The sequence below is a fragment of the Stutzerimonas sp. FeSN7 genome (assembly GCF_030263795.1).
In the GTDB taxonomy this organism is placed as follows: Bacteria; Pseudomonadota; Gammaproteobacteria; order Pseudomonadales; family Pseudomonadaceae; genus Stutzerimonas; species Stutzerimonas stutzeri.
Window position 1 is genome coordinate 1,850,054 of sequence record NZ_JARPMN010000001.1, and the last position, 26,469, is coordinate 1,876,522.

23 protein-coding genes are annotated in these 26,469 nt (G+C 63.5%); 10 read left to right on the forward strand and 13 right to left on the reverse strand.

Annotated features, from left to right (window positions below; genetic code table 11):
• Positions 1 to 70: 70 nt before the first annotated feature.
• Genes fabI through P5703_RS08690 form a run of 6 tightly spaced genes read right to left on the reverse strand, consistent with a single transcriptional unit; the run spans position 71 to position 8,357 of the window.
• The gene (fabI, locus tag P5703_RS08665; RefSeq protein WP_011913388.1) at positions 71 to 865 is read right to left on the reverse strand and encodes an enoyl-ACP reductase FabI; all 795 of its coding nucleotides are present in this window, start codon (positions 863 to 865) and stop codon (positions 71 to 73) included.
• The gene (locus P5703_RS08670) at positions 846 to 2,507 is read right to left on the reverse strand and encodes an ABC transporter ATP-binding protein (protein ID WP_045159104.1); all 1,662 of its coding nucleotides are present in this window, start codon (positions 2,505 to 2,507) and stop codon (positions 846 to 848) included. Before P5703_RS08670 ends, fabI begins: the two co-directional genes overlap by 20 nt.
• A gap of 1 nt (position 2,508) precedes the next feature.
• The gene (locus P5703_RS08675; protein ID WP_011913386.1) at positions 2,509 to 3,528 is read right to left on the reverse strand and encodes an ABC transporter permease; all 1,020 of its coding nucleotides are present in this window, start codon (positions 3,526 to 3,528) and stop codon (positions 2,509 to 2,511) included.
• Position 3,529: 1 nt separating this feature from the next.
• Positions 3,530 to 4,603, reverse strand: coding sequence for a microcin C ABC transporter permease YejB (locus P5703_RS08680; protein ID WP_011913385.1), 1,074 nt, complete (start codon positions 4,601 to 4,603; stop codon positions 3,530 to 3,532).
• Positions 4,604 to 4,605: 2 nt separating this feature from the next.
• A complete protein-coding gene (locus P5703_RS08685) occupies positions 4,606 to 6,531 on the reverse strand; it encodes an extracellular solute-binding protein (protein WP_264884670.1) in 1,926 nt (641 codons plus the stop codon).
• Positions 6,528 to 8,357 carry an extracellular solute-binding protein gene (locus P5703_RS08690; protein ID WP_169917801.1) on the reverse strand — a complete coding sequence of 610 codons (1,830 nt, stop codon included), beginning with the start codon at positions 8,355 to 8,357 and terminating at the stop codon, positions 6,528 to 6,530. Before P5703_RS08690 ends, P5703_RS08685 begins: the two co-directional genes overlap by 4 nt.
• A 139-nt stretch (positions 8,358 to 8,496) precedes the next feature.
• Between P5703_RS08690 and P5703_RS08695 the strand changes: the two genes are divergently transcribed.
• Positions 8,497 to 9,948 carry an HDOD domain-containing protein gene (locus tag P5703_RS08695; protein WP_014596792.1) on the forward strand — a complete coding sequence of 484 codons (1,452 nt, stop codon included), beginning with the start codon at positions 8,497 to 8,499 and terminating at the stop codon, positions 9,946 to 9,948.
• A 5-nt stretch (positions 9,949 to 9,953) separates the two neighbouring features.
• On the opposite strand, the gene P5703_RS08700 is transcribed toward P5703_RS08695, so the two are convergent.
• Together P5703_RS08700 and gloB are read right to left on the reverse strand one after the other, a co-directional pair.
• Positions 9,954 to 11,507 carry a lytic transglycosylase domain-containing protein gene (locus P5703_RS08700; RefSeq protein ID WP_011913381.1) on the reverse strand — a complete coding sequence of 518 codons (1,554 nt, stop codon included), beginning with the start codon at positions 11,505 to 11,507 and terminating at the stop codon, positions 9,954 to 9,956.
• A gap of 100 nt (positions 11,508 to 11,607) precedes the next feature.
• Entirely contained in the window at positions 11,608 to 12,387 is a 780-nt protein-coding gene (gene gloB, locus P5703_RS08705) for a hydroxyacylglutathione hydrolase (protein ID WP_019405891.1), read from the reverse strand.
• Between the two features lie 161 nt (positions 12,388 to 12,548).
• On the opposite strand from gloB, the gene P5703_RS08710 reads away from it, so the two are divergent.
• The 7 genes from P5703_RS08710 (at position 12,549) to nudC (ending at position 20,435) form a co-directional block, all read left to right on the forward strand.
• Complete coding sequence (locus P5703_RS08710) at positions 12,549 to 13,319, forward strand: class I SAM-dependent methyltransferase (RefSeq protein ID WP_013982905.1); 771 nt, start codon at positions 12,549 to 12,551, stop codon at positions 13,317 to 13,319.
• A 34-nt stretch (positions 13,320 to 13,353) separates the two neighbouring features.
• Positions 13,354 to 13,809: a ribonuclease HI gene (gene rnhA / locus P5703_RS08715; RefSeq protein WP_049325372.1), complete on the forward strand. Its 456-nt coding sequence runs from the start codon at positions 13,354 to 13,356 to the stop codon at positions 13,807 to 13,809.
• Positions 13,810 to 13,823: 14 nt separating this feature from the next.
• The gene (gene dnaQ, locus P5703_RS08720; protein WP_011913377.1) at positions 13,824 to 14,549 is read left to right on the forward strand and encodes a DNA polymerase III subunit epsilon; all 726 of its coding nucleotides are present in this window, start codon (positions 13,824 to 13,826) and stop codon (positions 14,547 to 14,549) included.
• A gap of 94 nt (positions 14,550 to 14,643) precedes the next feature.
• Positions 14,644 to 16,896: an Orn/Lys/Arg family decarboxylase gene (locus P5703_RS08725; protein WP_020307427.1), complete on the forward strand. Its 2,253-nt coding sequence runs from the start codon at positions 14,644 to 14,646 to the stop codon at positions 16,894 to 16,896.
• A 176-nt stretch (positions 16,897 to 17,072) separates the two neighbouring features.
• On the forward strand, positions 17,073 to 17,885 hold the full coding sequence (locus P5703_RS08730) for a crotonase/enoyl-CoA hydratase family protein (RefSeq protein ID WP_011913375.1): 813 nt from the start codon (positions 17,073 to 17,075) through the stop codon (positions 17,883 to 17,885).
• Positions 17,886 to 17,922: 37 nt separating this feature from the next.
• On the forward strand, positions 17,923 to 19,605 hold the full coding sequence (locus P5703_RS08735; protein ID WP_285586156.1) for a FimL-related protein: 1,683 nt from the start codon (positions 17,923 to 17,925) through the stop codon (positions 19,603 to 19,605).
• Complete coding sequence (gene nudC / locus P5703_RS08740; protein ID WP_011913373.1) at positions 19,605 to 20,435, forward strand: NAD(+) diphosphatase; 831 nt, start codon at positions 19,605 to 19,607, stop codon at positions 20,433 to 20,435. Before P5703_RS08735 ends, nudC begins: the two co-directional genes overlap by 1 nt.
• Here the strand turns inward: nudC and P5703_RS08745 are convergent.
• Positions 20,403 to 21,188, reverse strand: coding sequence for a TSUP family transporter (locus tag P5703_RS08745; RefSeq protein WP_017246128.1), 786 nt, complete (start codon positions 21,186 to 21,188; stop codon positions 20,403 to 20,405). The two genes, nudC and P5703_RS08745, sit on opposite strands and share 33 nt — an antisense overlap.
• A gap of 194 nt (positions 21,189 to 21,382) precedes the next feature.
• Here P5703_RS08745 and P5703_RS08750 point away from each other — a divergent pair, with 194 nt between their 5' ends.
• A complete protein-coding gene (locus tag P5703_RS08750) occupies positions 21,383 to 22,033 on the forward strand; it encodes a hypothetical protein (protein WP_017246127.1) in 651 nt (216 codons plus the stop codon).
• A gap of 57 nt (positions 22,034 to 22,090) precedes the next feature.
• Here P5703_RS08750 and P5703_RS08755 read toward each other — a convergent pair whose 3' ends face one another.
• From P5703_RS08755 to P5703_RS08770, 4 genes are all read right to left on the reverse strand, one after another.
• Positions 22,091 to 22,858, reverse strand: coding sequence for an SDR family oxidoreductase (locus P5703_RS08755; RefSeq protein WP_011913370.1), 768 nt, complete (start codon positions 22,856 to 22,858; stop codon positions 22,091 to 22,093).
• Positions 22,859 to 22,914: 56 nt separating this feature from the next.
• Positions 22,915 to 23,982 (reverse strand): phosphotransferase family protein, encoded by a 1,068-nt coding sequence (locus P5703_RS08760; protein ID WP_013982898.1) that lies wholly within the window; start codon positions 23,980 to 23,982, stop codon positions 22,915 to 22,917.
• A 207-nt stretch (positions 23,983 to 24,189) separates the two neighbouring features.
• Positions 24,190 to 24,504 carry an SCP2 sterol-binding domain-containing protein gene (locus P5703_RS08765; protein WP_013982897.1) on the reverse strand — a complete coding sequence of 105 codons (315 nt, stop codon included), beginning with the start codon at positions 24,502 to 24,504 and terminating at the stop codon, positions 24,190 to 24,192.
• Positions 24,505 to 24,563: 59 nt separating this feature from the next.
• On the reverse strand, positions 24,564 to 25,262 hold the full coding sequence (locus tag P5703_RS08770) for a histidine phosphatase family protein (protein ID WP_017246126.1): 699 nt from the start codon (positions 25,260 to 25,262) through the stop codon (positions 24,564 to 24,566).
• Positions 25,263 to 25,441: 179 nt separating this feature from the next.
• Here P5703_RS08770 and sohB point away from each other — a divergent pair, with 179 nt between their 5' ends.
• A complete protein-coding gene (gene sohB, locus P5703_RS08775; protein WP_011913366.1) occupies positions 25,442 to 26,464 on the forward strand; it encodes a protease SohB in 1,023 nt (340 codons plus the stop codon).
• The last annotated feature ends 5 nt before the right edge of the window (positions 26,465 to 26,469 follow it).

Here is a 26,469-nt window from a genome sequence, read left to right on the forward strand (position 1 = left end):
GGGTTTCCCGGGGCAGAAACAGGAACCCCGCCAAAACGGCGGGGTTCCTTGCGTCGCATGGGGGCCGGGATCAGTCTTCCAGCGAGCCCATGGCGGTGGTGTTGAAGCCGCCATCCACGTAGAGGATCTCGCCGCTGATGCCCGAGGCCAGGTCCGAGCAGAGGAAGGCACCGGCGTTGCCGACTTCCTCGATGGTGACGTTGCGGCGCAGCGGGGTCTGCTTCTCGTTGGCGGCGAGCATCTTGCGGAAGCTGGCGATGCCGGAGGCTGCCAAGGTGCGGATCGGCCCGGCGGAGATGCAGTTGACGCGGGTGCCTTCCGGGCCAAGGCTGCCAGCCAGGTAGCGTACACCGGCTTCCAGGCTGGCCTTGGCCATGCCCATCACATTGTAGTTCGGCATGGTGCGCTCGGCGCCCAGGTAGGAGAGCGTGAGCAGGCTGCCGTTGCGGCCCTTCATCATCTCGCGACCGGCCTTGGCCAGGGCGACGAAGCTGTAGGCGCTGATGTCGTGGGCGATCTTGAAGCCTTCGCGGGTGGTGACTTCGGTGAAGTCGCCGTTCAGCTGGTCGCCCGGGGCGAAGCCGACCGAGTGGACGATGCAGTCCAGGCCGTCCCACTTCTTGCCCAGCTCCTCGAACACGCGGGCGATGTCTTCGTCATTGGCGACGTCGCAGGGGAAGCACAGCTCCGGGCTCGAGCCCCAGCCGGCGGCGAATTCCTCGACGCGGCCCTTGAGCTTGTCGTTCTGGTAGGTGAAAGCCAGTTCTGCACCTTCGCGATGCATGGCGGCGGCGATGCCCGAGGCAATCGACAGTTTGCTGGCAACGCCGACGATCAGTACGCGCTTACCGGTGAGAAAACCCATGTGCTTGTCCCTCTTCTGGTTGTTCGGCAGCGCCGGGCGCCATGAAGGCGGATTCCAGCAGCTGCTGTGTATACGGATGTTGCGGCGCCGCGAATATCTCGGCAGCCGCCCCCTGTTCCACCACCTGGCCCTGCTTGACCACCATCATCTGGTGGCTCAGCGCCCTGACCACCGCCAGGTCATGGCTGATGAACAGGTAGGTCAGGTTGTACTTGGCCTGCAACGAGCGCAGGAGCTCCACCACCTGACGCTGTACCGTGCGATCGAGCGCCGAGGTCGGCTCGTCGAGCAGTATCAGCGCCGGCTTCAACACCAGAGCCCGGGCAATGGCAATGCGTTGCCGTTGCCCGCCGGAAAACTCGTGGGGGTAGCGATGCCGGGTTTCCGGATCGAGACCAACCTCCACGAGCGCGTCAATGATTGCCTGTTCCTGCTCCTGCGCATTACCCATGTGGTGAATGCGCAGCCCTTCGCCGATGATCTGCCCGACCGACATCCGCGGGCTCAGGCTGCCGTAGGGGTCCTGGAAGACCACCTGCATCTGCCGGCGCAACGGCCGCACGGCGCGCTGCGACATGCCCTGCAGTTGCTGACCCTGGAAGCGGATCTCGCCGCGACTGGCCAACAGACGAAGGATAGCCAACCCCAGGGTCGACTTGCCCGAGCCGCTTTCGCCGACGATCCCCAGCGTCTGCCCCCGGGGCAGGCTGAAGTTCACGCCGTCGACGGCCTTGATGTGATCGACGGTACGCCGCAGCAGGCCCTTCTTGATCGGGAACCAGACGCGCAGATCCTCGACCTCTAGCAGCGGTGCCGCCTGCTCGACCTCCACCGGCCCACCGCTGGGCTCGGCCGCGAGCAGTTCCTGGGTGTACGGATGCTTGGGCGAACGGAACAGTTCTTCACACAACGCCTGTTCGACGACACGACCGCGCTGCATGACACATACGCGATGGGCGACCCGCCGAACCAGGTTGAGATCGTGGCTGATCAGCAGCAACGCCATGCCCAGCCGCGCCTGCAGTTCCTTGAGCAGTTCGAGGATCTTCAGCTGCACGGTAACGTCCAGCGCCGTGGTCGGTTCATCGGCGATCAGCAGCTCCGGCTCGTTGGCCAGGGCCATGGCGATCATCACGCGCTGGCGCTGGCCGCCGGACAGTTCGTGCGGGTAGGCGCGGATGCGCTTGCGCGGTTCCGGTATGCCCACCAGCTCGAGCAATTCCAGCGTGCGGGCACTGGCCGCCTTGCCGCGCAGGCCCTTGTGGATTTCCAGTACCTCGTTGATCTGCTTGCCCACCGTGTGCAGCGGGTTGAGCGAGGTCATGGGCTCCTGGAAGACCATGGCGATACGGTTGCCACGGATCTTGCGCATGGCTTTTTCGTCCGACTTGATCAGGTCCTGCCCGTGGAAATGAATCTCCCCCTGGGGGTGGCGGGCCAGCGGGTAGGGCAGCAGGCGCAGGATGGAATGTGCGGTGACCGACTTGCCCGAGCCGCTTTCGCCCACCAGCGCCAGGGTTTCGCCCTTGCGGATGTCGAAGGACACACCCTCTACCACGCGCTGGACCTGATCGCCGGTGACGAACTCGACGGCCAGGTCGCGGACCTCGACCAGGTTCTCGCCAATCGAAACTTCGGACATCTTATTTCCTTGGGTCGAAGGCATCGCGCGCCGCCTCCCCGATGAACACCAGCAGGGTCAGCATTATCGCCAGCACCATGAAGGCGCTGATGCCGAGCCAGGGCGCCTGCAGGTTGGCCTTGCCCTGGGCGACCAGCTCGCCCAGCGACGGCGAGCCTGCCGGCAGGCCGAAACCGAGGAAGTCCAGTGCGGTGAGGGTGCCGATGGCGCCGGTGAGAATGAATGGCATGAAGGTCATGGTGGAGACCATGGCGTTGGGCAGGATGTGGCGGAACATGATCGCGCCGTTCTGCATGCCCAGCGCGCGAGCGGCACGCACGTACTCCAGGTTGCGTCCGCGCAGGAATTCGGCACGCACTACATCCACCAGGCTCATCCAGGAGAACAGCAGCATGATGCCCAGCAGCCACCAGAAGTTGGGCTGCACGAAGCTGGCCAGAATGATCAGCAGGTAGAGCACCGGCAGGCCCGACCAGATCTCCAGCAGGCGCTGCCCGACCAGGTCCACCCAACCGCCATAGAAGCCCTGCAGCGCCCCGGCGATCACGCCGATCACGGAGCTGATCAGGGTCAGCGTGATTGCGAACAGCACCGAGATGCGAAAGCCGTAGATGACCCGTGCCAGCACGTCGCGGCCCTGGTCGTCGGTGCCCAGCCAGTTTTCCAGCGAAGGCGGGGCCGGCGCCGGCACCTGCAGCTCGTAATTGATGCTCGAATAATTGAAGGGGATGACCGGCCAGATCATCCAGCCATCCTTCTCGGCGATCAGCTCTTGGATGTATGGGCTCTTGTAATTGGCCTGCAGCGGGAACTCGCCACCGAACGCCGTTTCCGGGTAGCGCTTGAACACCGGGAAAAACCATTCGCCGTCGTAGCGCACCACGATCGGCTTGTCGTTGGCGATGATCTCTGCGCCGAGGCTGAGCACGAACAGCGCGAGGAAGATCCACAGCGACCACCAGCCACGCTTGTGTGCCTTGAACAGTGCCAGCCTGCGCTGATTGAGGGGGGACAACTGCATTTCAGGCCTCCCTGCTTTCGAAGTCGATGCGTGGGTCGACCAGCGTATAGGTCAGGTCGCCGATCAGTTTCACCACCAGGCCGAGCAGGGTGAAGAGGAAGAGGGTGCCGAACACCACCGGATAGTCGCGGTTGATCGCCGCCTCGAAACTGAGCAGGCCGAGCCCGTCGAGGGAGAAGATCACCTCGATCAGCAGCGAACCGGTGAAGAACATGCCGATGAAGGCGGCCGGGAAGCCGGCAATGATGATCAGCATGGCATTGCGGAACACGTGACCGTAGAGCACGCGATTCTTGCTCAAGCCCTTCGCCCGTGCCGTGATCACGTACTGCTTGTTGATCTCGTCGAGGAAGCTGTTCTTGGTCAGCAGCGTCAGGGTGGCGAAGTTGCCGATCACCAGGGCGGTGACGGGCAGGGCCAGGTGCCAGAAATAGTCGATGATCTTGCCGCCCAGCGTCAGGTCGTCGAAGTTGGCCGAGGTCAGGCCGCGCAGGGGGAACCAGTTCCAGTAGCTGCCGCCGGCGAACAGCACGATCAGCAGAATGGCGAACAGAAACGCTGGAATGGCGTAACCGACGATGATCGCCGAGCTGGTCCAGACGTCGAACTTGCTGCCGTGGCGCGTGGCCTTGGCGATCCCCAGCGGAATCGAGGCCAGGTACATGATCAGCGTGCTCCACAGCCCCAGCGAGATGGAGACAGGCATCTTCTCGATGATCAGGTCTGTGACCTTGGCGTCGCGGAAGAAGCTCTCGCCGAAGTCCAGCCGCAGGTAGTTGCTGAGCATGATCCAGAAGCGCTCGGCCGGCGGTTTGTCGAAGCCGTAGAGTCGCTCGATCTCGGCGATCAGCTCGGGGTCCAGGCCCTGCGCGCCGCGATAGCTGGTGCCGCCCACCGCGACTTCCGAGCCGCCGCCGGCAATACGGCTGGTGGCGCCCTCGAAGCCCTCCAGCTTGGCGATCGCTTGTTCCACCGGACCGCCGGGCGCCGCCTGGATGATGATGAAGTTGATCAGCAGGATGCCGAACAGCGTCGGAATGATCAGCAGCAGTCGGCGAATGATATAGGCCAGCATGCTTATCGCTCCGCCTCGGCGTCGGTAGCAGAGTCGTCAGCGGCATCGTCAGCTGCCGGTTCCGCCGAAGGTGCCGGGGCGCCGGCCTGCTCGGCCTTCTTCGCTTCCGCCGGGTCGGCTACTGGCGCCTGGGCATCGGGCTTGCGCCACCAGGTCATCAGACCGATGTCCTGTTTTGGCGTTACCTCGGGGTGCGCCAGGTGGTTCCAGTAAGCCACGCGCCAGGTCTTGATGTGCCAGTTCGGGACCACGTAGTGACCCCAGAGCAGCACCCGGTCAAGGGCGCGGGTATGGGCGACCAGTTCCTTGCGCGAGTCGGCGCCGATCAGCCCTTCGACCAGCACGTCGATGGCCGGGTCCTTCAGGCCGATGAAGTTGCGGCTTCCGGGATTGTCCGCGCTCGCCGAGTGCCAATACTCACGCTGTTCGTTGCCAGGGGAGTTGGACTGGCCGAAGCCGCTGACGATCATGTCGTAATCGCGTGAGCGCAGCCGGTTGATGTATTGCGAGACGTCGACCCGACGGATCTCCAGTTCGATGCCCAGGTCCGCCAGGTTGCGCTTGTAGGGGAGCAGCACGCGCTCGAATTCGGCCTGCACCAGCAGGAACTCCAGTTTCACCGGCTTGCCCTGGGCGTCCAGCATCTGGTCGTTCTCGACTTTCCAGCCAGCCTCGGTCAACAGCCGGTAGGCCTGGCGCTGCTGCTCGCGGATCACGCCGTTGCCCGGGGTTTGTGGCAGTTCGAAAGCCTTGTCGAATACCTCGTCCGGCACCTTGCCGCGCAGCGGTTCGAGGATCTTGAGCTCGTCCTCGCTCGGCAACCCGGAGGAGGCCAGCTCGGAATTGTCGAAGTAGCTGCGAGTGCGGGTGTAGGCACCGTTGAACAGCTGGCGATTGGTCCATTCGTAGTCGAACAGCAGGCCCAGGGCTTCACGGACGCGACGATCCTGCAGGTGCGGGCGGCGGATGTTGAAGATGAAGCCCTGCATGCCGGTCGGGTTGTAGTTGCGGATTTCGTCCTTGACGATGCGGCCGTCGCGGACCGCGGCGATGTCGTAGGCGGTGGCCCAGTTCTTCGCACTGGTTTCGAACCAGTAGTCGAAATGCCCGGCCTTGAAGGCCTGCAGCGCGACGGTGTTGTCCCGGTAGTAGTCGAAGTTGACGTGATCGAAGTTGTAGAACCCGCGATTCACCGGCAGGTCCTTGCCCCAGTAATCCTCGACTCGGGCATAGCGGATCGAGCGCCCGGCCTGGACCTTCTCGACGCGGTACGGGCCGCTGCCCAGCGGGATTTCCAGGCTGCCCGAGGTGAATTCGCGCCCCTCCCACCAGTGCTTCGGCAGCACCGGCAGCTGGCCCAGGATCATCGGCAGCTCGCGGTTGCCGGCGTGCTTGAAGTCGAAGCGAACCCGTCGCGGGCTCTCGGCCACCACCTTCTCCACATCGGCGTAATAGCCGCGGTAGTGCGGGGCGCCCTTGCTCATCAGCGTCTCGAAGGTGAACACCACGTCATCGGCGGTTACCGGCTCGCCATCGTGGAAGCGAGCCTGCGGGCGCAGGTGGAAGCGCACCCAGCTGTTGTTCGGGCCTTTCTCGATCTTTTCCGCCAGCAGGCCATAGACAGTGAACGGCTCGTCCAGGCTGTTGGTGGTCAGTGTGTCGTAGATCAGGCCGATGTCATCGGCGGCGACGCCCTTGTTGATGAAGGGGTTGAGCGAGTCGAAGCTGCCGAAACCGGCCTGGCGCAGCGTGCCGCCCTTGGGGGCCTCGGGATTGACGTACTCGAAGTGCTGGAAATTGGCCGGGTACTTGGGCTTCTCGTCATACAGCGTCAGGGCATGGCGGGGGGCGGCCTCGGCCAGGGTTGCCATGCAGAGCAGACTCAGCAGGCCGGCGCGAAACAGCGAATGGCGCACGCGATTGTTCATTTGCTCTTCTCCAGGCTCTTCAGCCACCAGGCGCGCAGACCCAGCGTGTAGGGCGGCGTGGTGACGTGGGCGAACCGATTTCGGTACGCCAGGCGATGGTTACTGATGAACCAGTTCGGAATGGTGTAGTGGTTCCACAGCAGCACCCGGTCGATGGCGCGGGCGGCTGCGACCTGCTCGTCGCGGGTCTGCGCGGCGAGCAGCTTGCCGATCAGGTCGTCGACGATGGGGTTGGCGACGCCGGCATAGTTGCGTCCACCCTTGACGTCCACCTGACTGGAATGGAAGTACAGGTGCTGCTCAATCCCGGGGCTCAGGCTCTGCACCAGCGTCATCAGGATCATGTCGTAATCGTAGTGGTCCAGTCGCTGCTTGTACTGCGCGCCGTCAACGGTGCGCAGGTTGGCCTGGATGCCGATGCGCGCGAGATTCTCCACATAGGGCTGGAGAATGCGCTCCAGCCGCGGATTGACCAGCAGTATCTCGAACCGCAGCGGTTGTCCGGCGCTGTTCAACAGGCCGGCATCGGAGGGTTTCCAGCCCGCTTCGGCGAGCAGGCCCAGGGCTCGGCGCAGGGTATCCCGCGGGATGCCGCGGCCATCGGTTTGCGGCAGTTGGAACGGCTCGCTGAACAGCTTGGCCGGAAGCTGCTTGCGATAGGGTGAAAGCAGCAGCCACTCACCGCCTTCGGGCTTGCCGGTGGCGCTGAACTCGCTGTTGGGGTAGTAGCTTTCACTGCGGCGATAGGCGCCGTAGAACAGTGCGCGGTTGGTCCACTCGAAATCGAACATCAGGCCGAGGGCCTCGCGCACGCGCTGGTCGGCGAATGTCGCGCGGCGCCCGTTCATGAACAGCGCCTGGGTCTGGGTCGGGATCTGATGCGGAATCTCCGCGCGGATGATGTCGCCCCGCAGCATGGCCGGGAATTGATAGCCGTTGGCCCAGTTCTTGGCCTGGTGCTCGATGTAGAAGTCGAATTCACCGACCTTGAACGCTTCGAACGCCACCACGTTGTCGCGGTAGAACTCGACCTCGACGCGGTTGAAGTTGTACTTGCCCTGGTTGACCGGCAGCTTCGCCCCCCACCAGTCGCGCACGCGTTCGAACACCACCTGGCGCCCGGGTTGCACCTGCGTGATGCGGTAGGGACCGCTGCCCAGCGGCGGCTCGAAGGTGGTGGCCTTGAAGTCACGATTCTTCCAGTAGTGCTGCGGCAGCACCGGGAGTTCGCCGAGGCGCATGATAAGCAGCGGATTGTTCGGCTGCTCGAAGACGAAGCGGATGCGGTGGCGGTTGAGGATGTCGACGCGCTTCACGCCCTGCAGGTTGGTGCGGTACTGCGGGTGGCCGTCCTTGATCAGGAGGCGGTAGGAGAAGGCGACGTCGTATGCGGTGATGGGCTTGCCGTCATGGAAGCGGGCGTCCTTGCGCAGGTTGAATACCACCCAGCTGTTGTTGTCGCTGTACTCCACCGATTCGGCAATCAGTCCATAACTGGACGCGGGTTCGTCGCCGGATGGGTCGTACAGTCCGGTGCCGACCATCAGCGGTTCGTTCAGCTCGCTGATGCCGTACTGCAGGAAACCGGGCGAGGCGCTCGGGCTGGTGCCTTTGAAGGTGTAGGGGTTGAGCGTGTCGAAGGTGCCTGACGCCATCAGCTTGATCCGGCCGCCCTTGGGCGCGCGCGGGTTCACCCAGTCGAAATGGGTAAAGGAGGCTGGGTACTTAAGAGTGCCGAACTGCGCATAACCATGGCTTTCGCTGATGGTGGCGAGGGCGGGAAAGCTCAAGGCCAGACAGGTCAGTAACAGTAGCAGGGCTCGCATCAGACGGGGGATCCGATCCTTGGCGCTTACGGGCTTCTCGGGCCGGTACAGTAACAGCTTGTATGCGCTGGAAAAAGGCCGGTCACCTCGGGCAAACTGCCGTCCATTTCCCGTAATGGCATTGTGGAGAGGTGACCTCTTGGATGTACGTGCCCAGGGTGTGCAGGCGTGGATCGAGCGCCTCAATCAATCGGAGCTGCCCGCGCTGGCGTCCGTGGTGAAGGATCTGCAACGCCTGGCCGAGCACGAGCATGCATCGGTCCAGCAGCTTGCCGATGTGCTGCTGCGCGATGCTTCGCTGACCTCCAAGGTGCTGCGGGTCGGCAACAGCAGCTATTACAACCCCTCCCAGGAAACCATCAAGACCATATCCCGAGCCATCGTGATGATCGGCTTCGAGAACGTGCGTCTGATCAGCCTGTCGGTGACGCTGATCGACAGCCTGCTCGCGCGTGCGCCGCGCGAGCAGCTGCTGGAGCTGCTTGCGCGCTCGTTCCATGCCGCGGTGCAGGCACGCAACATCGCCGGCTACGTGCTGTCGCGGCATGAGGAAGAGGTCTTCATCGCGGCGCTGCTCTATAACGTCGGTGAACTGGCGTTCTGGGGCTGCGGCGGCGAGCAGGTCGAGGAGCTCGCGCAGCTGCTGACGCAACCCGGTATCAAGGCTGACGAGGCGGTGCAGCAGGTGCTGGGCACCAGCTTCCGCCAGCTCAGCCTCGGGTTGGTCAGGAGCTGGAATCTCGGAGAGCTGACCAGCCTCGCGCACAGCCAGGCAGCGGGGAGCGATCCCGCCGCCCGCGCGGTCGCGCTGGGCGTGCAGATCAGCGAAGCCGCGCTGGGTGGATGGGAGTGCGAGCGAATGACCGCCTTGACCAAGGCGGTCGCCGACTTTACCGGCGTGGACGAAAACGACGCGTTGCAGCAGATCCTCGCCAGCGCCGATGAGACGGTGCGAGTGGCTGCCACCTTTGGCGCCAGTCGTCTGGGCAAATTGATCCCGAGCACCGACCCCGAGCAGATTCGCCTGCAGCAGGCCCAGCGCCAGGCAGCCTTGCTGCAGCCGGACCTGCTGCTGATGCAGCAGTCATTGCAGGACCTGGGGTTGATGGTGAACGGCAGCGGCGACGCCAGCTTGATCCTGGATACCCTGCTGCAGGGCCTGCATCGCGGCGTTGGGCTGGAGCGCGTGATGGTGGCGGTGCTGGCCGACCAGCAGAGCCGTTTCAAGGTTCGCTGTGCGATCGGCGAGGGAACCGCGGACTGGCTCCAGGGCTTCGTTCTGCCGGCCGATCAGCCCGAGCAGCCACACGTGTTCAGCTACGCGTTGCGCCATCGGCAGTCGCTGTGGATGGGGGTTCCGGCAAGCTACAACCTGGCGGACTTGGTGACTCAGCCGCTACGACAGCGGCTGGGCAGCGGAATGTTCTTCATTGCGCCGTTGATGGCCGGCACGCGTGAGATCGGTGTGCTTTATGGTGATTGCAGGCTGTCCGGTCGGGCGCTCAAGCACGAGCAGTTCGTTGCGTTCCAGCGCTTCACCCAGCTGACCGGACGCTGCCTGGAGTCACTGGGCAAGCGCCCTGGCGGCTGAATCCTTCAGTTGGGGAGATACAGCGTCAGCAGTTGGCCAGGGCGCAGCACGTCGGCGCCCTTGTTCCAGGTCTTGAGGTTGGTCAACTGAACGTTGAAACGTTTGGCGATCTGGTACAGCGAATCGCCTTTCTGCACCTTGTAATAGGTAGGGGCATTGCCTTTCTTTTGCGCAACGCTTGCTGCCGGGCCCTGCAGGAACAGCGCCTGGCCGACCTTGAGCTGGCTGCCGGACAGCTTGTTCCAGCGCTGCAGGTCCCGAACCGATACGCGCTGGGCCTTGGCGATGTCCCAGAGGTTGTCGCCGGGCTTCACCCTATAGCTACGCGGAGTCGCGGCCGGCTGACGTGCAACGGCATGCAACAGCTCGCGCGACGCCTGGGCATCGCCACTGGTGGGAAGGCTGAGTACCTGACCGACGCGCAGCGAGTCGCTCTTGAGTCGATTGACGTCGCGAATGATATTGACGGTGAGGTGGTGACGGTTGGCGATCGTCCCCAGCGTATCGCCGGCGCGAACCTGATACTGCTGCCAGTCGACCAGCTCCTGGGGCTTCATCAGGGCGAGGTTGGCCGCCAGCATCTCGGCTTTCTCCATGGGTACGAGCAGCTGCTGCGGGCCGTCCAGGGTGATCCGCCGGGTGAACGCCGGGTTCAGCTGGTAGAGCTCGTCCTCGTCGAGGTCGGCGAGTTTGGCGACGCGTGCCAGGTCCATGCGCTGCTTGAGTGCGATGACTTCGAAATAGGGTTCGTTGGCGATCGGGCTGAGATTGATGCCATAGGCTTCCGGTGCCTGGATCAGTTGCGACAGCGCCAGCAGCTTGGGCACATAGTCGCGGGTTTCCTGCGGCAGCGGCAGGTTCCAGTAATCGGTGGGCAGGCCCAGCTTCTGGTTGCGCTCGATGGCGCGGCTGACGGTGCCTTCGCCTGCGTTGTAGGCCGCCAGTGCCAGCAGCCAGTCACCGTTGAACAGCCCATGCAGATAGCTCAGATAGCGCAAGGCCGCATTGGTCGAGGCGGTGATGTCGCGGCGGCCGTCGTACCAGCTGGTCTGGCGCAGGTTGAAGTGCCGGCCGGTGGATGGAATGAACTGCCAGAGCCCGACCGCGTGCGCCGGCGAGTAGGCGAAGGGGTCATAGGAGCTTTCGATGATCGGAAGCAACGCGAGCTCCAGCGGCATGTCGCGCTCTTCGAGCCGCTCGACGATGTAATGGATGTAGGGGCTGCCGCGCTCGCTGGCGATCTCTATGGATCGGGGGCGGCTGGAGAAGAAGAGACGCTGCTGTTCGATGCGGGGGTTGCTGTCCAGATGCTCCTGCAGCTTGTAGCCGTCGCGGATTCGCTCCCAGATATCCTGGTGCTCGACCTCGGTGGCGGTGTCGCTCAGCCAGATCGGCTCCTGTGCCGCAGGCACCACTGCGCGCCTTGTCTGTTCGAGAGCATCGTCACGCACGGCGTTGCTCTGACAGCCGGCTAGGGCTACGCAAATGGCGAGGGCCAACGCACGACCAGAGGCTGCCAAGGCGTCCGTTTCGTGGCGTTTCTTGGGAGCTGGCGGCATTGGCTGGAATCTTCCCCGGAAACAAAATTCGGGGGATTCTAGGAATGCACCCAGGTGGGGTCAAGTTTGCAGGCCCCGTTTCGGGAACCTGTCGACCTTGTCAGAAACGATCCTTCCAGGCACGCAAAGCCGCGAAAACCGCGACGTTGGTCGCCAGCGGACTGCCGCAATGCTGGCTCGCCGCCTGCCGTACCGCTTCGACCTCGCTGCGCAGAAACGGGTTGGTCTTGCGCTCGATGTCCAGTCGGCTGGGCAGGCTGAATCGACCTGCCTCGCGCAGCTGGGTTACTTCGCCGATGCGCGCGGCGATGTCGGCGTTGTGTGGCTCAACCGCCTGGGCGAAACGCAGATTGCTCAGCGTGTACTCATGCGTGCAATAGACCAGCGTGTGGTCGGGGGCGCTGGCCAGGCGGGTGAGCGACTCGAACATCTGCTCGGGCGTGCCTTCGAAAAGGCGTCCACAACCGGCTGCGAACAGCGTGTCGCCACTGAGCAGCCATGGCTGGTCTGGGTCAGCGTGAAAGTAGGCGATATGTCCGAGGGTGTGCCCTGGGACGGCGATGATCTGCAGGCGCTTGCCGAGCACCTCGATCCGTTGGCCGTCGCTCAGCGCCTCGTCACGCGCGGGGATCTTCTCGGCGGCAGGCCCGTAGACGCGGGCGCCGGTCTGTGCCTTGAGCCGCTCGACGCCACCGACATGGTCGTGATGGTGGTGCGTCACCAGAATGTCGCTCAGCTGCCAGCCGGGATGTGCCGACAGCCAGTTCAGCACGGGCGCTGCGTCACCGGGATCGACCGCCACGCAACGCCGGGCAGCGTCGTCCTGGAGCAGCCAGATATAGTTGTCGGTGAAGGCGGGCAGGGCTTCGATCTTGAACATGGATGGGTCGCCAAGCGGATCACAAAGGCGCATCCTAGGGGCTGTTCCCGCCAGGCTGCAACCCGCGCCGGAAACGGGAGCGGGCTCTGGCAGTCCCATGGAAGCGTTGAACCTGATCGAACCCAGCGCCCGGCGAATCCTCGGGCGAACGGAGCCGAGCGATGAACGAGCGACCGTCCAACCACGCCAGCGACCATTGGCTGTCCATGATCAGCCAGGCGTCCGACTGGTTCGCCGGCCCCTTGGGCCAGCAGCTGCTTGCGCAGGAGAAGCAGATCCTGACCGATGAGCTGGCCCGATGCTTCGGCAGCTATCTGGTGCACAACGGGCCGTTTGCCGGGGAACCGGTGCAGCCGCAGAACATCAAGCGGAGCGTTCGCCTTGGTGCGCCTCTGCCGGGCGTGGAAATCCACTGCGAGGAACAGGCCTGGCCGCTCGGCGAGCATGCCGCCGACGTGGTCGTCCTGCAGCACGCGCTGGATTTCAGCCTCTCGCCACACGGCCTGCTGCGCGAAGCGGCACGCGGTGTGCGCCCCGGCGGGCATCTGTTGATCGTCGGCATCAATCCCTGGAGCGCCTGGGGGCTGCGCCATCTGGTGTCGCGGGAGGGCTTTCGTCAGGCCCGTTGCATCCGTCCGTCGCGGGTCGGCGACTGGCTGAACCTGCTGGGATTCGCGCTGGAGAAACGCCGCTTCGGATGCTATTGTCCGCCGCTTTCTTCGAGCGACTGGCAGGCGCGATTGTCGCGTCTGGAGTCCATTGGGCAGCAGCTGCAGGCACCGACCGGAGGCTTCTACCTGTTGGTGGCGCGCAAGCTGATGATCGGTCTGCGGCCGTTGCGCCAGGAGCGTCGCGAGCGGATGGGCAAGCTGCTGCCGATGCCGGTAGCCAAGATCAGCCGCCGCGATGCGGAGCACCACCGGTTGCCGTGAAGGCCATCGCCGTCAAAACGAGTAAGCAATCCACATGAGCGACGATTGGGTCGAGATTTATACCGATGGCGCCTGCAAGGGCAATCCTGGTCCCGGTGGCTGGGGAGCGCTGCTTATATATAAGGGCGTAAAGCGCGAGCTCTGGGGCGGCGAGCTGGACACCACCAACAATCGCATGGAGCTCATGGCCGCCATTCGCGCGCTCGCCGAGCTGAAACGTCCATGCAAGGTGCGGCTGGTGACGGATTCGCAATACGTCATGCAGGGTATCAACGACTGGATGCCGAACTGGAAGAAGCGCGGCTGGAAGACGGCGAGCAAGCAGCCGGTGAAGAATGCCGACCTCTGGCAGCAGCTCGACGAGCAGGTCAATCGTCACGAAGTGAGCTGGCAGTGGGTCCGCGGACATACCGGGCACCCAGGCAACGAGCAGGCCGACCTGCTGGCCAACCGTGGCGTGGTTCAGGCCAAACGACAACCCATTGTGTAAGTGAGCGAAACGACATGCGCAGCGTAGTACTCGATACCGAAACCACGGGTATGCCAGTCACCGATGGCCACCGGATCATCGAGATCGGTTGTGTCGAGGTCATCGGTCGCCGCCTGACCGGGCGTCACTACCATGTCTATCTGCAGCCCGATCGTGAGGTTGATGAAGGGGCGATCGCGGTTCACGGCATCACCAATGAATTCCTCGTCGACAAGCCGCGTTTTCGTGATATTGCCGACGAGTTTTTCGAGTTCATCAAGGACGCGCAGCTGGTCATCCACAATGCGGCGTTCGACCTTGGCTTCATCAACAACGAGTTCGCCCTGCTGGGCCAGCAGGATCGTGCCGAAATCACCGACCACTGCACGGTGCTCGATACGCTGCTGATGGCGCGTGAGCGTCACCCGGGGCAGCGCAACAGCCTTGACGCCCTTTGCAAGCGCTACGGTGTGGACAACTCCGGGCGCGACCTGCACGGCGCATTGCTCGACGCCGAGATTCTCGCCGATGTCTGGCTGACCATGACCGGTGGGCAGACGAATCTGTCCCTGGCCGGCGATGGCGAAAGCTCCGATGGCGGGCGACCGCAGCCCAGCCCGATCCGCCGCCTGCCGGCTGATCGGCCGCGCACCGCCGTGCTGCGCGCCAGCGATGAGGAACTGGCTGCGCACATGGCGCGCATGGCGGCAATCGAGAAGGCCGCCGGTGCCGCGCCGCTGTGGATGCAGCTGGAAGGCTGATCGTCTTCACGCGGCATCCGTCCGGTTCCTAATGCGCTGTTCCTTTGCTGCGGACACTTCTACCCTGTAGGAAGACCGTCCGCAGAGAGCGCGCATGTATAAAGACCTGAAATTCCCGATCCTCATCGTCCATCGCGACATCAAGGCCGACACCGTTGCTGGCGAACGCGTGCGAGGCATCGCCTCGGAGCTGGAGCGTGACGGTTTCAATATCCTGCCCACCGCGAGCTCCAGCGAGGGGCGCATCGTGGCGTCGACCCACCACGGGCTGGCCTGCATCCTGGTGGCCGCCGAAGGCGCCGGAGACAATCAGCGGCTGCTGCATGATGTCGTCGAACTGATTCGTGTCGCCCGACGCCGCGCGCCGCGTCTGCCGATCTTCGCACTGGGCGAACAGGTGACGATCGAAAATGCGCCCGCCGAGGCCATGGCCGATCTCAACGAGCTGCGCGGGCTGCTTTACCTCTACGAGGACACCGTGCCGTTTCTGGCCCGGCAGGTCGCTCGGGCGGCGCGCAACTACCTCGAGGACCTGCTGCCGCCGTTCTTCCGAGCTCTGGTGCAGCACACCGGCGAGTCCAATTACTCCTGGCACACGCCGGGCCACGGCGGGGGGGTCGCCTATCGCAAGAGCCCGGTCGGCCAGGCGTTCCATCAGTTCTTCGGCGAAAACACGCTGCGCTCGGATCTCTCCGTGTCGGTGCCGGAGCTCGGTTCGCTGCTTGATCACACCGGGCCGCTGGCCGCCGCGGAGGCCCGTGCCGCGCGCAATTTCGGCGCGGACCATACCTTCTTCGTGATCAACGGCACCTCGACGGCAAACAAGATCGTCTGGCATTCGATGGTGGCGCGTGGCGACCTGGTACTGGTCGATCGCAACTGTCACAAGTCGATCCTCCACGCGATCATCATGACCGGTGCGATACCGCTGTACATGAGCCCCGCACGCAACGAACTGGGCATCATCGGACCCATTCCGCTGGAGGAGTTCACCCGCGAGTCGATCCAGGCGAAGATCGGCGCCAACCCGCTGGCGCGCGGGCGCCCGCCGAAGGTCAAGCTGGCGGTGGTCACGAATTCCACCTACGACGGCCTGTGCTACAACGCCAACCTGATCAAGCGCACCCTGGCCGACAACGTCGAGGTGCTGCATTTCGACGAGGCCTGGTACGCCTACGCGGCCTTTCACGAGTTCTACGATGGCCGTTACGGCATGGATACCCGTGAACAGGGGCCGCTGGTATTCACCACCCATTCCACGCACAAGCTGCTGGCCGCCTTCAGCCAGGCCTCGATGATCCACGTACTTGACAGCCAGAGCCGGCAGCTGGACCGTGACCGCTTCAACGAAGCCTTCATGATGCATATCTCCACCTCGCCGCAGTACGGCATCCTGGCGTCGCTCGATGTGGCCTCGGCAATGATGGAAGGGCCGGCGGGTCGCTCGCTGATCCAGGAGACCTTCGACGAGGCCCTGAGCTTCCGGCGGGCACTGGCCAACCTGCGTCAGCACATCGATCCGGACGACTGGTGGTTCAGTATCTGGCAGCCGCCGCGGGTTGACGGCGCCGATGAGCTGGTGACGCGGGACTGGCTGCTGGAGCCCACCGCCGACTGGCATGGTTTCGGCGATGTTGCCGACGACTATGTGCTGCTCGATCCGATCAAGGTCACGCTGGTGACGCCGGGCCTCACCGCGTCCGGCGCGCTGGGCGAAAGTGGCATCCCGGCGGCGGTGGTCAGCAAGTTCCTCTGGGAACGTGGCCTGGTGGTAGAGAAGACCGGCCTGTACTCGATGCTCGTGCTGTTCTCCATGGGCATCACCAAGGGCAAGTGGAGCACGCTGCTGACCGAGTTGCTGGAATTCAAACGCCATTACGACGCCAACATCCCGCTGATCGAAGCGCTGCCGTCGGTTGCCCGCAGCGGCGCTGCCACCTATGCCGGCATGGGGCTGCGCGACCTGTGCGATGCACTGCATGCCTGTTATTGCGAGAACGCAACGGCGCGGGCGATGCGGCGGATGTACACGGCGCTGCCGGAGCCGGCCATGACCCCGGCGCAGGCCTATGATGCGCTGGTTCGCGGCGAGGTCGAGGCAGTTCCGATCGATGAGCTGGAAGGGCGCGTAGCAGCGGTGATGCTGGTGCCGTATCCGCCGGGCATCCCGCTGATCATGCCGGGCGAGCGTTTCACCGGAGAGACTCGCTCGATTCTCGATTACCTTCGTTTCGCCCGGGACTTCGCCGAGCGCTTCCCGGGCTTCGATGCGGACGTCCATGGCTTGCAACACGAGGTCACCACCAACGGCAGCGCATACACCGTCGATTGCATCCGCCAGGGGTGATGGTCGTGGCTTCGAGCTCTACATCGGCACGAAGGGGCCGTCCGGCGGCGTGGTCTGTATCACATCGTCTGCATCGGCATACACTCGGGCTGGTACCAGTTGTTATAGTTGCCCACCGTCGTCCCGGGCTGCTCCCGTCACGACGTTCCCATGCGCTTGCTGTCGAGGATGATAGCGTGACCGAATACAAAGCCTTCCGCGTAGAGTTGGCAGACAAGATTGCCCGAGTCGTGATCAACCGACCCGAGAAGATCAATGCGATGGATGCCGCGTTCTGGACGGAAATCATCGATATCTTCAATTGGGTCGATGCCACGGATGACGTGCGTGTAGTGGTCCTCAGCGGGGCCGGGGAGCATTTCTCATCAGGCATCGACCTTCAGCTGCTGGCCTCGGTAGGTAGCCAGCTGGGCAGCGATGTCGGGCGCAATGCCGAGCAGCTGCGGCGCAAGATCCTGTCATTGCAGGCTTCGTTCAACGCGGTCGACAACTGCCGCAAGCCTGTACTCGCTGCGATCCAGGGCTATTGCCTGGGGGGTGCCATCGATCTCATCTCGGCGTGCGACATGCGCTACAGCACGGTGGATGCGAAATTCTCGATCAAGGAGATCGACATGGGCATGGCCGCCGATGTCGGTACACTGCAGCGCCTGCCACGTATCATCGGCGACGGCATGATGCGCGAGCTGGCCTTCACCGGCCGCACCATCCGCGGTGATGAGGCGCGCAGCATCGGCCTGGTCAATCGCACCTACGCCGATCAGCAGGCGCTGATGGAGGGTGTGCTGGAGCTGGCCCGCGACATCGCCAGCAAGTCACCGATCGCCATCCGTGGCACCAAGGAAATGATCCGCTACATGCGCGACCACCGCGTCGACGATGGTCTCGAATACATCGCCACCTGGAATGCGGCCATGCTGCAGTCGGCCGATATCAAGGTTGCCATCGCCGCTCACATGAGCAAACAGAAGCCGGACTTTGCCGACTGATGCGCCATCACACGTTTGCGCGGGAGGCGCACTAGGCATGGTTACTGGAGCTACATCACTCGGTCTGGTCCGGGATGAGCTGTTCGCCACTATGGAAGAGGCCGAGCAGAGCCTTGAGCATTTCATCATCGATCGCAACAACGGCGGTCTTCTGCAGCAGGCCGTCGAGAACCTCAAACAGGCCCGCGGCACGCTCAATCTGATCGAACTGACCGGTGCCGAACTGCTCGCCCAGGAAATCCTCCAACTGGCCACCGACATTCCCGTCGGTGCGGGCGAGGATCGCGACGGGCAGCTGGCTGCGCTGAGCAACGCGCTCTATGTGCTGCGCCGCTACCTGGAAAGCGTCGATGCCAGCCGCCAGGAGATCCCGGAGCTGCTGCTGCCGGCGATCAATGCACTGCGCCAGGCCTGCGCGCAGCCGCCGCTGCCGGAAAGCTTCTTCTTCAGTGTTCGTCTCGATCATGCCCGGCCTGCGCTCGATACGCCGGTTCGCCAGGGCGTTGCTCCGGCAGCTGAAGCGCGCCGGCTGCGGCAGATGTATCAGGTGGGCTTGCTCGGCTTCATCCGGGAAGAAAACCTGCCGGCCAGCCTGAAATTGATGGGGCGGGCGCTGACGCGACTCGATCATCTGTTCATCGACTCACCGGCCGGCCGCCTGTGCTGGATCGGCAGTGCGGCCATCGAGTCGCAGCTCGATGGCCAGCTGTTGCCACGTAGATCGCGCAAGCAACTGTTCTCGCGACTCGACAGGGAGCTCAAGCAGGTGCTCGGCAACCCGACATACGAAGCGCCGCGTAGTCTGCTCAAGGAATTGCTGTACGTCGTCGCACTGGCGGACAGCAAAGGTCCGATTGCCAGCCAGGTCAGGCAGGTGTTCTCGCTGAGCCCGCTGCCCTTTACCGATCACCTGCTGGAAGATGAATCCCAGCGCCTGGCCGGTCCCGGCCAGGCCGTCATGCGTTCGCTGTCCTCGGCGATTCGCGAAGAGCTGGCCAGCCTGAAGGACCTGCTCGACCTGATCGAGCGCGGTACCGCCCAGGCGGAAGCCTATTCGAACCTGCATAACCTGCTCGGCAAGATGGCCAAAACCCTGGGAATGGTAGGGCTGTCCTCGGCTGCGAGCACGTTGCAGGCGCAGTTGGGCGATGTGTCCGGCTGGAGCCTGGAACAGGCTCCCGAGCCGCAGGCCATCCTGCGCCTGGCCGATGCGGTGCTCTATGTCGAGAGCATGGTCGCCAGCCTGGAACGTGGCGATCGGCGCGATAGCAAACCTCAGGTCGCCCGTCCGGGCATGGAGGCCGAAGCCTTCGCCAACCACCAGCTGACCGAAGCCTGCATCGTGGTGATCGACGAGGCGACCGCCGGGCTTGCGCTGGCCAAGCGCGCCATCACCGCCTATCTCGAGTCCAACGGCGAGAAGCTGCATCTGGCCAACGTGCCGTTCAGCCTGCAGGCTGTTCGCGGCGGCTTGCGCTTCCTCGAGCAGGAGCGTGCTGCCGAGCTGATCGGAGCCTGTGCCGATTTCATCCAGAAGCACATGCTCGAGTCGAATCAGATGCCCCCCGAGCAGCTGCTCGAGACGCTTGCCGACGCCCTGACCAGCCTCGAGTACTACCTCGAGGGCGGCGCGATCCTGCGGCGCGACGATTCGCGGGTCAGCGTGCTCGATCTCGCCAGCGAGAGCGTGCGCGCGCTGGGCATGCCGGTCGCCGCCTGATGAGCCTGCGCTGGCAAGCGGCGCTGCTCGACCCCTCGCTGGCGGGGGGCTGGGCAGTGGTGCATTGCCGGCAACAGTTCCTGGTCGACGACAGCGGTGTTCTGTTTCCGCGGGACTGGCTCAAGCGTCTGGAGCTGCCGCTGCTCAGCGAGCAGGGGCTGGGTCATTTCGATGGCGAGCCGGTCTTTCTCTTCGAACTGGATGTCCCCGCCGATGTGCCTGGTGCGCGCTGGCAGGGGCTGCGTCAGTTCATGCAGCAGGTTGATCCGGACCTGTTTCGCCTGCTCGGCTACGCCACGCAGATCGGCACCTGGGTCAGCCAGCACCGCTTCTGCGGTAGCTGCGGTTCGCCGATGCACGCGCGAGCCGGTGAGCGCGCCATGTACTGTCCAGCCTGTGGTGTTCAGCACTATCCGCGGCTTTCGCCCAGCATGATCGTCCTGGTCACCCGCGGTGACGAGTTGCTGCTGGCGCGTTCACCGCGCTTTGCACCCGGCGTCTACAGCACGCTGGCCGGCTACGTGGAGCCGGGTGAGTCGGTGGAGCAATGCGTGGCGCGCGAAGTGCGTGAAGAGGTCGGGGTGGATATCCATCCGCCGCAATACATCGCCAGCCAGGGCTGGCCGTTTCCCCACTCCCTCATGCTCGGGTTCCACGCCGAATATGCCGGCGGCGAGATCGTCCCGCAGCCCGAGGAGATCGAGGATGCACGCTGGTTTCACATCGACAACCTGCCGGCGTTGCCCGCGCGCCAGTCAATCGCTCGCTATCTGATCGAGCTGTACCTGGCGCGTCGGCTAGGCCGCCCCGAACCAGTGCTGCCAGGCTAGGCGAAGGCTCATCGCCAGTACCACGAGGATGAACACCGGCCGGATGAAGCGCGAGCCGCCGCCGATGGCCGTGCGTGCGCCGAAGTAGGCGCCTGTCATCAGCGCCAGCCCCATGCCGATCCCCAGTACCCAGGCGACATGCCCACCCACGATGAACACCGCCAGCGCCACGGCGTTGCTGACGAAGTTCATCGTTCGCGCCACCCCGCTGGCCCGCAACAGGTCGAGGGGATAGAGCAGCATGCTGCTGACGGTCCAGAAAGCGCCCGTCCCGGGCCCAGCGACGCCATCGTAGAAGCCGAGCGACAGGCTCTGCGGCCACTGCCGTCGACGACCGATTTCCGCTGCTTCACCGGCAGCCTTCGCCGGCACTTTGCTGAACAGCAGGTAGATGCCGCAGGCGGACACTACCAGCGGCAGCAGTTGATTGAGCCAGCTTGCCGGCATGAATTGCGCCAGCAGTGCGCCCACGGCCGCACCGATGGCCGTACCGATCAGCGCACGCCTCCATACGACTGGTTCGAACAGGCGTCGCCGGTAGAAGGTGTAGCTGGCGGTCGCCGAGCCGAAGGTGGCGGACAGCTTGTTCGTGCCCAGCACGAGATGAGGCGGTAGGCCGGCGGTCAGCAGGGCCGGGATGGTCAACAGCCCGCCGCCACCGGCAATGGCATCGATAAAGCCGGCAGTAAAGGCGACGGCAAACAGGATCGTCAGCGTGGACGGGTCCAGCGCCAACTCGAGGGCGAAGGGCATGCGAATCTCGGTGGGTTGAGGGACTGCGGAGGATAATGCCGCCACCGACCGGGTGAAAGGGCTGCGCCCATATGATCGACGTCGCCCTCCGCTCGAACAAGAACGCCGGCTCGTGATCGGCATCCCAGCTCGGTGCTGGCTGCGCTGACGGCCCCTGCGGATAATGTCGCACCCAATGAAAAGGACGCTTGGTTATGCAATATCTCGGGCTTGCGATCGTCGTCGCTCTGCTGGCTTTGATCGTGCTGCTGGTCGCGCTGCGCTTGCTGCTGGGGGGCCACTGGTTCATGGGCTGGTTGCGCGGCACCTGTGGTTTTGTCGTGCTGGCGCTGGCCGGTCTGATCGCCTTGATCGGCTATGACATCAGCACCTACACAGCGCTTCCCCCTGAGCAGAAGCCCCTGGTCACGCTGACGTTCCAGGCGCAGGGCGCACAGCGTTACGAGGTGACTCTGGAGCAGGGCAAGGAAACCCGAACGGTGATGCTGGAAGGCGATCTCTGGCAGCTCGACCTGAACCTGTTGCGCTGGAAGAGCCTCGCCGAACTGATCGGGCTGGAGTCGGGGTATCGCCTGGAGCGGCTCTCCGGGCGCTACCTTGCCGTCGAGCAGCAGAACCTGGCCCGGCATGGCCGCGTCGTGTTGGGCGAGAAGCCCTTGGGCATGGATATCTGGCAGTCGCTGCAGCTGGGACAGCGCGACATGTACCTGGTCGAGGCGCAGGCATTGCGTGTCGATTACATGCCGATTGCCGATGGCGCCAGCTATGCGGTGGAGCTTGCACCGACCGGCCTGCTGGCCAGACCGTTGAACGCAGCGGCGACCGAAGCGTTGAAGAACTGGTAAGCGTGCAGATGACAAAAGGGAGCCATTCTGGCTCCCTTTTTCATTTGGCTGGTCGGATCAGGCCAGATAGCCGCCATCGACATTGAGCGACACGCCGGTGGTGTAGCTCGATGCCTCGCTGGCCAGGTAGAGCACAGCGCCGGCCATCTCGCTCGGCTGGGCAACGCGGCTCAGCGGAATGTGCTGCAGGGCCATTTGCAGGATCGAGTCGTTCTTGACCAGTGCCGAAGCGAACTTGGTGTCGGTCAGGCCGGGCAGCAAGGCGTTGCAGCGAATGCCGAACTGCGCGCACTCCTTCGCGAACGCCTTGGTCATGTTGATCACGGCACCCTTGGTGATCGAGTAGATCCCCTGGAAGTTGCCTGGCGAAACACCATTGATCGACGCGACGTTGATGATGCTGCCGCCGCCGTGCTCGCGCATCAGCTTGCCGGCCTCGATGGACATGTAGAAATAGCCGCGAATGTTCACGTCGACGGTTTTCTGGAAGGCCGATACGTCAGTGTCCAGCACATGGCAGAACTGCGGGTTGGTGGCGGCGTTGTTGACCAGGATGTCGAGGCGGCCGAACTGCTCGCGGATCTGCGCGAATACCGCCTGAATCTGCTCCAGCTCGCCAATGTGGCAGGCCACCGGGGTGGCCTTTCCGCCAGCCGCGACGATGGCGTCGGCTACCGCCTGGCAACCTTCGATCTTGCGGCTGGACACGATTACGTGGGCGCCTTGCTGGGCGAGCAGTTTTGCGATCGCCTCGCCGATACCGCGGCTGGCGCCGGAAACGAAGGCGATCTTGCCGTCTAGGTCGAACAGGGTGGTCTTGGACATGGTCGTTCCTCTTTCTTGTTCGTTTCTGTGGCAGGCCACAGACGGATTGGGTGGCGTCAGAGCTTCGATTGCCCGATCACTTGCAGCGCCTTTTGCTCCAGCAGCTTGTTCATGTGAATGAACTGGGCAAAGCGCTTGTCCTGAGTCTGGCCGTGATGGAAGCGGTAGTAGATCTGTTGAACGATTCCAGCCAGGCGGAACAGGCCGTAGGTGTAGTAGAAATCGATGCAGGGGATTTCGATGCCGGCGCGCTGAGCGTAGTAATCGACGAAGCCCTGACGGGTATGCATGCCGGGCAGGTGACTCGGCTGTCGGCGCATCGCCTGCATCGGCTGGGGATCGTTGGCTTCGATCCAGTAGGCCAGGGTGTTGCCCAGATCCATCAGCGGATCACCGATGGTGGTCATTTCCCAGTCCAGCACACCGATGATTTCCATCGGGTTGTCCGGATTGAGAATGACGTTGTCGAAGCGGTAATCGTTGTGAATGATCCCGGGTTTTGGGTGGTCGGCCGGCATCTTGTCCTTCAGCCAGGCCTTGACCGCGTCCCAAGCCGGCGCATCGGGGGTCATGGCGCGCTCGTAACGCTCGCTCCAGCCTTCGATCTGACGTTTCACATAGCCTTCCGGTTTGCCCAGATCGCCGAGCCCGCAGGCCTGGTAGTCGACGTTGTGCAGTTCGACGAACTTGTCGATGAAGCTCTCGCACAGGGCGCGGGTCTGGGCCTCGTCGAAATTCAGCTCCGGAGGCAGTTCCGAACGCAGGATGATGCCGTTGACGCGCTCCATCACATAGAACTCGGCACCGATCACCGATTCATCGGTGCAGTAGACATATGCCTTGGGGCAGTAGGGGAACCCAGCGTTGAGCTGATTGAGAATGCGGAACTCGCGGCCCATGTCATGGGCAGACTTGGCCTTGTGGCCGAATGGCGGGCGACGCAGCACCAGGTCCAGGCCGGGGTATTGCAGCAGGTAGGTCAGGTTCGACGCGCCGCCGGGGAACTGGGAAATCTGCGGTGTTCCGTCCAGTCCCGGGATATGTGCCTTGAGGTACTGGTCGATGACATCGGCGGGCAATTCCTCACCCGTGCGGACAGGGGTGCTTTGATCTGTAAGCGCCATTGTTATCCCTTCTGCTTATGTTTGGTGCCCAAGATGATTCAACAATCTAATGCTCGCGGTGCGTGAGACCAAGCGCAGCCGGCCGTTATTGGCCGGCGTGTTGGCTGTCAATCAAGCTGCCTGATTCGCCATTCACGGCTACGTTGGACATAAAAAAACCGAAGTCGGGACTTCGGTTTTTGGTGTCTCTCGACCGCCGAAAGAGGCTCAGGCCGGGAAGAGCTCGCTGAGCTTCAGGGCCAGCATCATGTCGCCCTCGGCGCGCAGCTTGCCGCCCATGAAGGCCTGCATGCCGTCGGTCTCGCCGCTGACGATGCCCTGCATGGTTTCGCTGTCCATGATCAGGGTGACATTGGCGTCGCTGGAGTCGCCCTGCTGCAGGTCACAGGTGCCGTCCTTGACGACCAGGTAGTAGTTCTCGGCATCGGTGATGTTGAACTGGAACACCAGATCCAGGCCGGCGGCGGCGCTGGGGTTGAACTTCGACTGCATGCCTTTGAAGGTTTCGGCGACGTTGCTCATGAGGGTTTCCTTTTTGCTCGTTATGGTTACACGCAGCTTTGGGCCGCGTGGGGCTGGGCTCATCTATGGGTGATGAGCTCCGGATTCTTCAGAAGTTGCAGATGCGCATGACTGTTGAATGATGCGAGCGCGACGTCGCGATCACGAAACTTCAGCTGGCTGAGCGACGTGTTGACGATCTGCCAGTTCATCTCGAAGGCCTTGATCGGCGGTACGCCAATGATCAGTTGCAGCAGCGCGGTAATGGTTCCGCCGGACGTGAAGATGGCGATGCGGTCGCGCTTGCCGGCTCGTTCGAGCACCCGTTCCAGGCCGCCGCGCACGCGATCAAGGAAATGCTGCCAGCTTTCCAGTTCGTCTTTCTCGTGCTCGCCGGAGATCCAGCGATGGACCACATAGGTGAAAAGTCTCTGGAAGTCGGCACGGTGATCGGCGGCATTGCGCAGGATATGCATGGCGTTGGGCTCGACCTTCAGCAGGTCGGGCAGGTGGGCGCGGATCACCGCGTCGGCATGGAATTCGTTGAAGGCCGCATCGATTTCAAGATCAGGTTGCGGACCGAGCCGCGCCAGGGTCGCTCTGGCCGTGTCCTGCTGGCGATCGAGTTCGCCACTGAGGCAGCGGTCGAAGCTCACGCCGAGTTGCGCCAGGTAATCGCCCAGCGCTTCGGACTGGCGATAACCCAGGGGGGAGAGCACGTCATAGTTTTCTGCGCCGAAAGACGCCTGACCATGTCTGATCAGGTAGATACTGCCCATGCTGCTGCTCCGGCCGGCACTGTTTTTTCGCGAGGGTAGGGACATCGTTCCGGAGTGTCAACGATAATTCGAACGTTTGTTTGAATTGCGCCGACTGGCTCAGCCAAGGGGCCATCGGTATGCTGGCGGCTCGGCGTCAAGAGCTGCGGCGGGCGCCTGAAACTCATCGAGGGGGATACGTGGAATTTCTTGTCGACTACGCCAGCTTCCTGGCCAAGACCGTCACGCTGGTGGTGGCTATCGTGATCGTGCTCATCGCACTCGCGTCCATGCGGCGCGGACGCAGCAAACAGGGCGGTGGACATCTGGAGGTGCACAAGCTCAACGAATTCTACAAGTCCATGCGCGAGCGCCTGGAGCAGGCGGTGCTGGAAAAGGACGAGTTCAAGGCGTTGCGCAAGCGGGAGGCGAAGGCGGCCAAGCAGACGAAAAAATCGGAGACGTCCGCACGTGTGTTCGTGCTCGATTTCGACGGCGACATCCGTGCGTCGGCGGTGGAAAACCTGCGCCATGAGATCACCGCGTTGCTGACCATGGCGACGCCTCAGGACGAAGTGGTGCTGCGCCTGGAAAGCGGTGGCGGCATGGTTCACGGTTACGGTCTGGCCGCCTCGCAGCTGGTGCGCATCCGCGATGCCGGCGTGCCGCTGACGGTTTGCGTCGACAAGGTCGCGGCCAGCGGTGGTTACATGATGGCCTGCATCGGCAACCGTATCCTCACGGCGCCGTTCGCGATCCTCGGCTCCATCGGCGTGGTTGCGCAGCTGCCCAACGTTCATCGCTTGCTGAAGAAGCATGACGTGGACTTCGAGGTGCTCACCGCCGGTGAATACAAGCGCACGCTCACGGTGTTCGGCGAGAACACCGAAAAGGGCCGGGAGAAGTTCCAGGAAGACCTGGAAACGACCCATGAGCTGTTCAAGAACTTCGTGGCGCGCTACCGCCAGAACCTGTCGATCGACGATGTTGCGACGGGCGAGGTGTGGCTGGGGATCGCCGCACTCGGCAAGCATCTGGCGGATGAGCTCAAGACCAGCGATCAGTATCTCGCCGAGCGCGCGCAGGAGGCCGAACTCTTCCAGCTGCATTACATCCAGAAGAAGAGCTTGCCGGAACGTTTCGGCATGGCGGCCAGCACGATCATGGAGCACGGCTTGCTGAAAGGCTGGAGCCGGCTGAACGAACAACGTTTTTGGCAATGACAAGG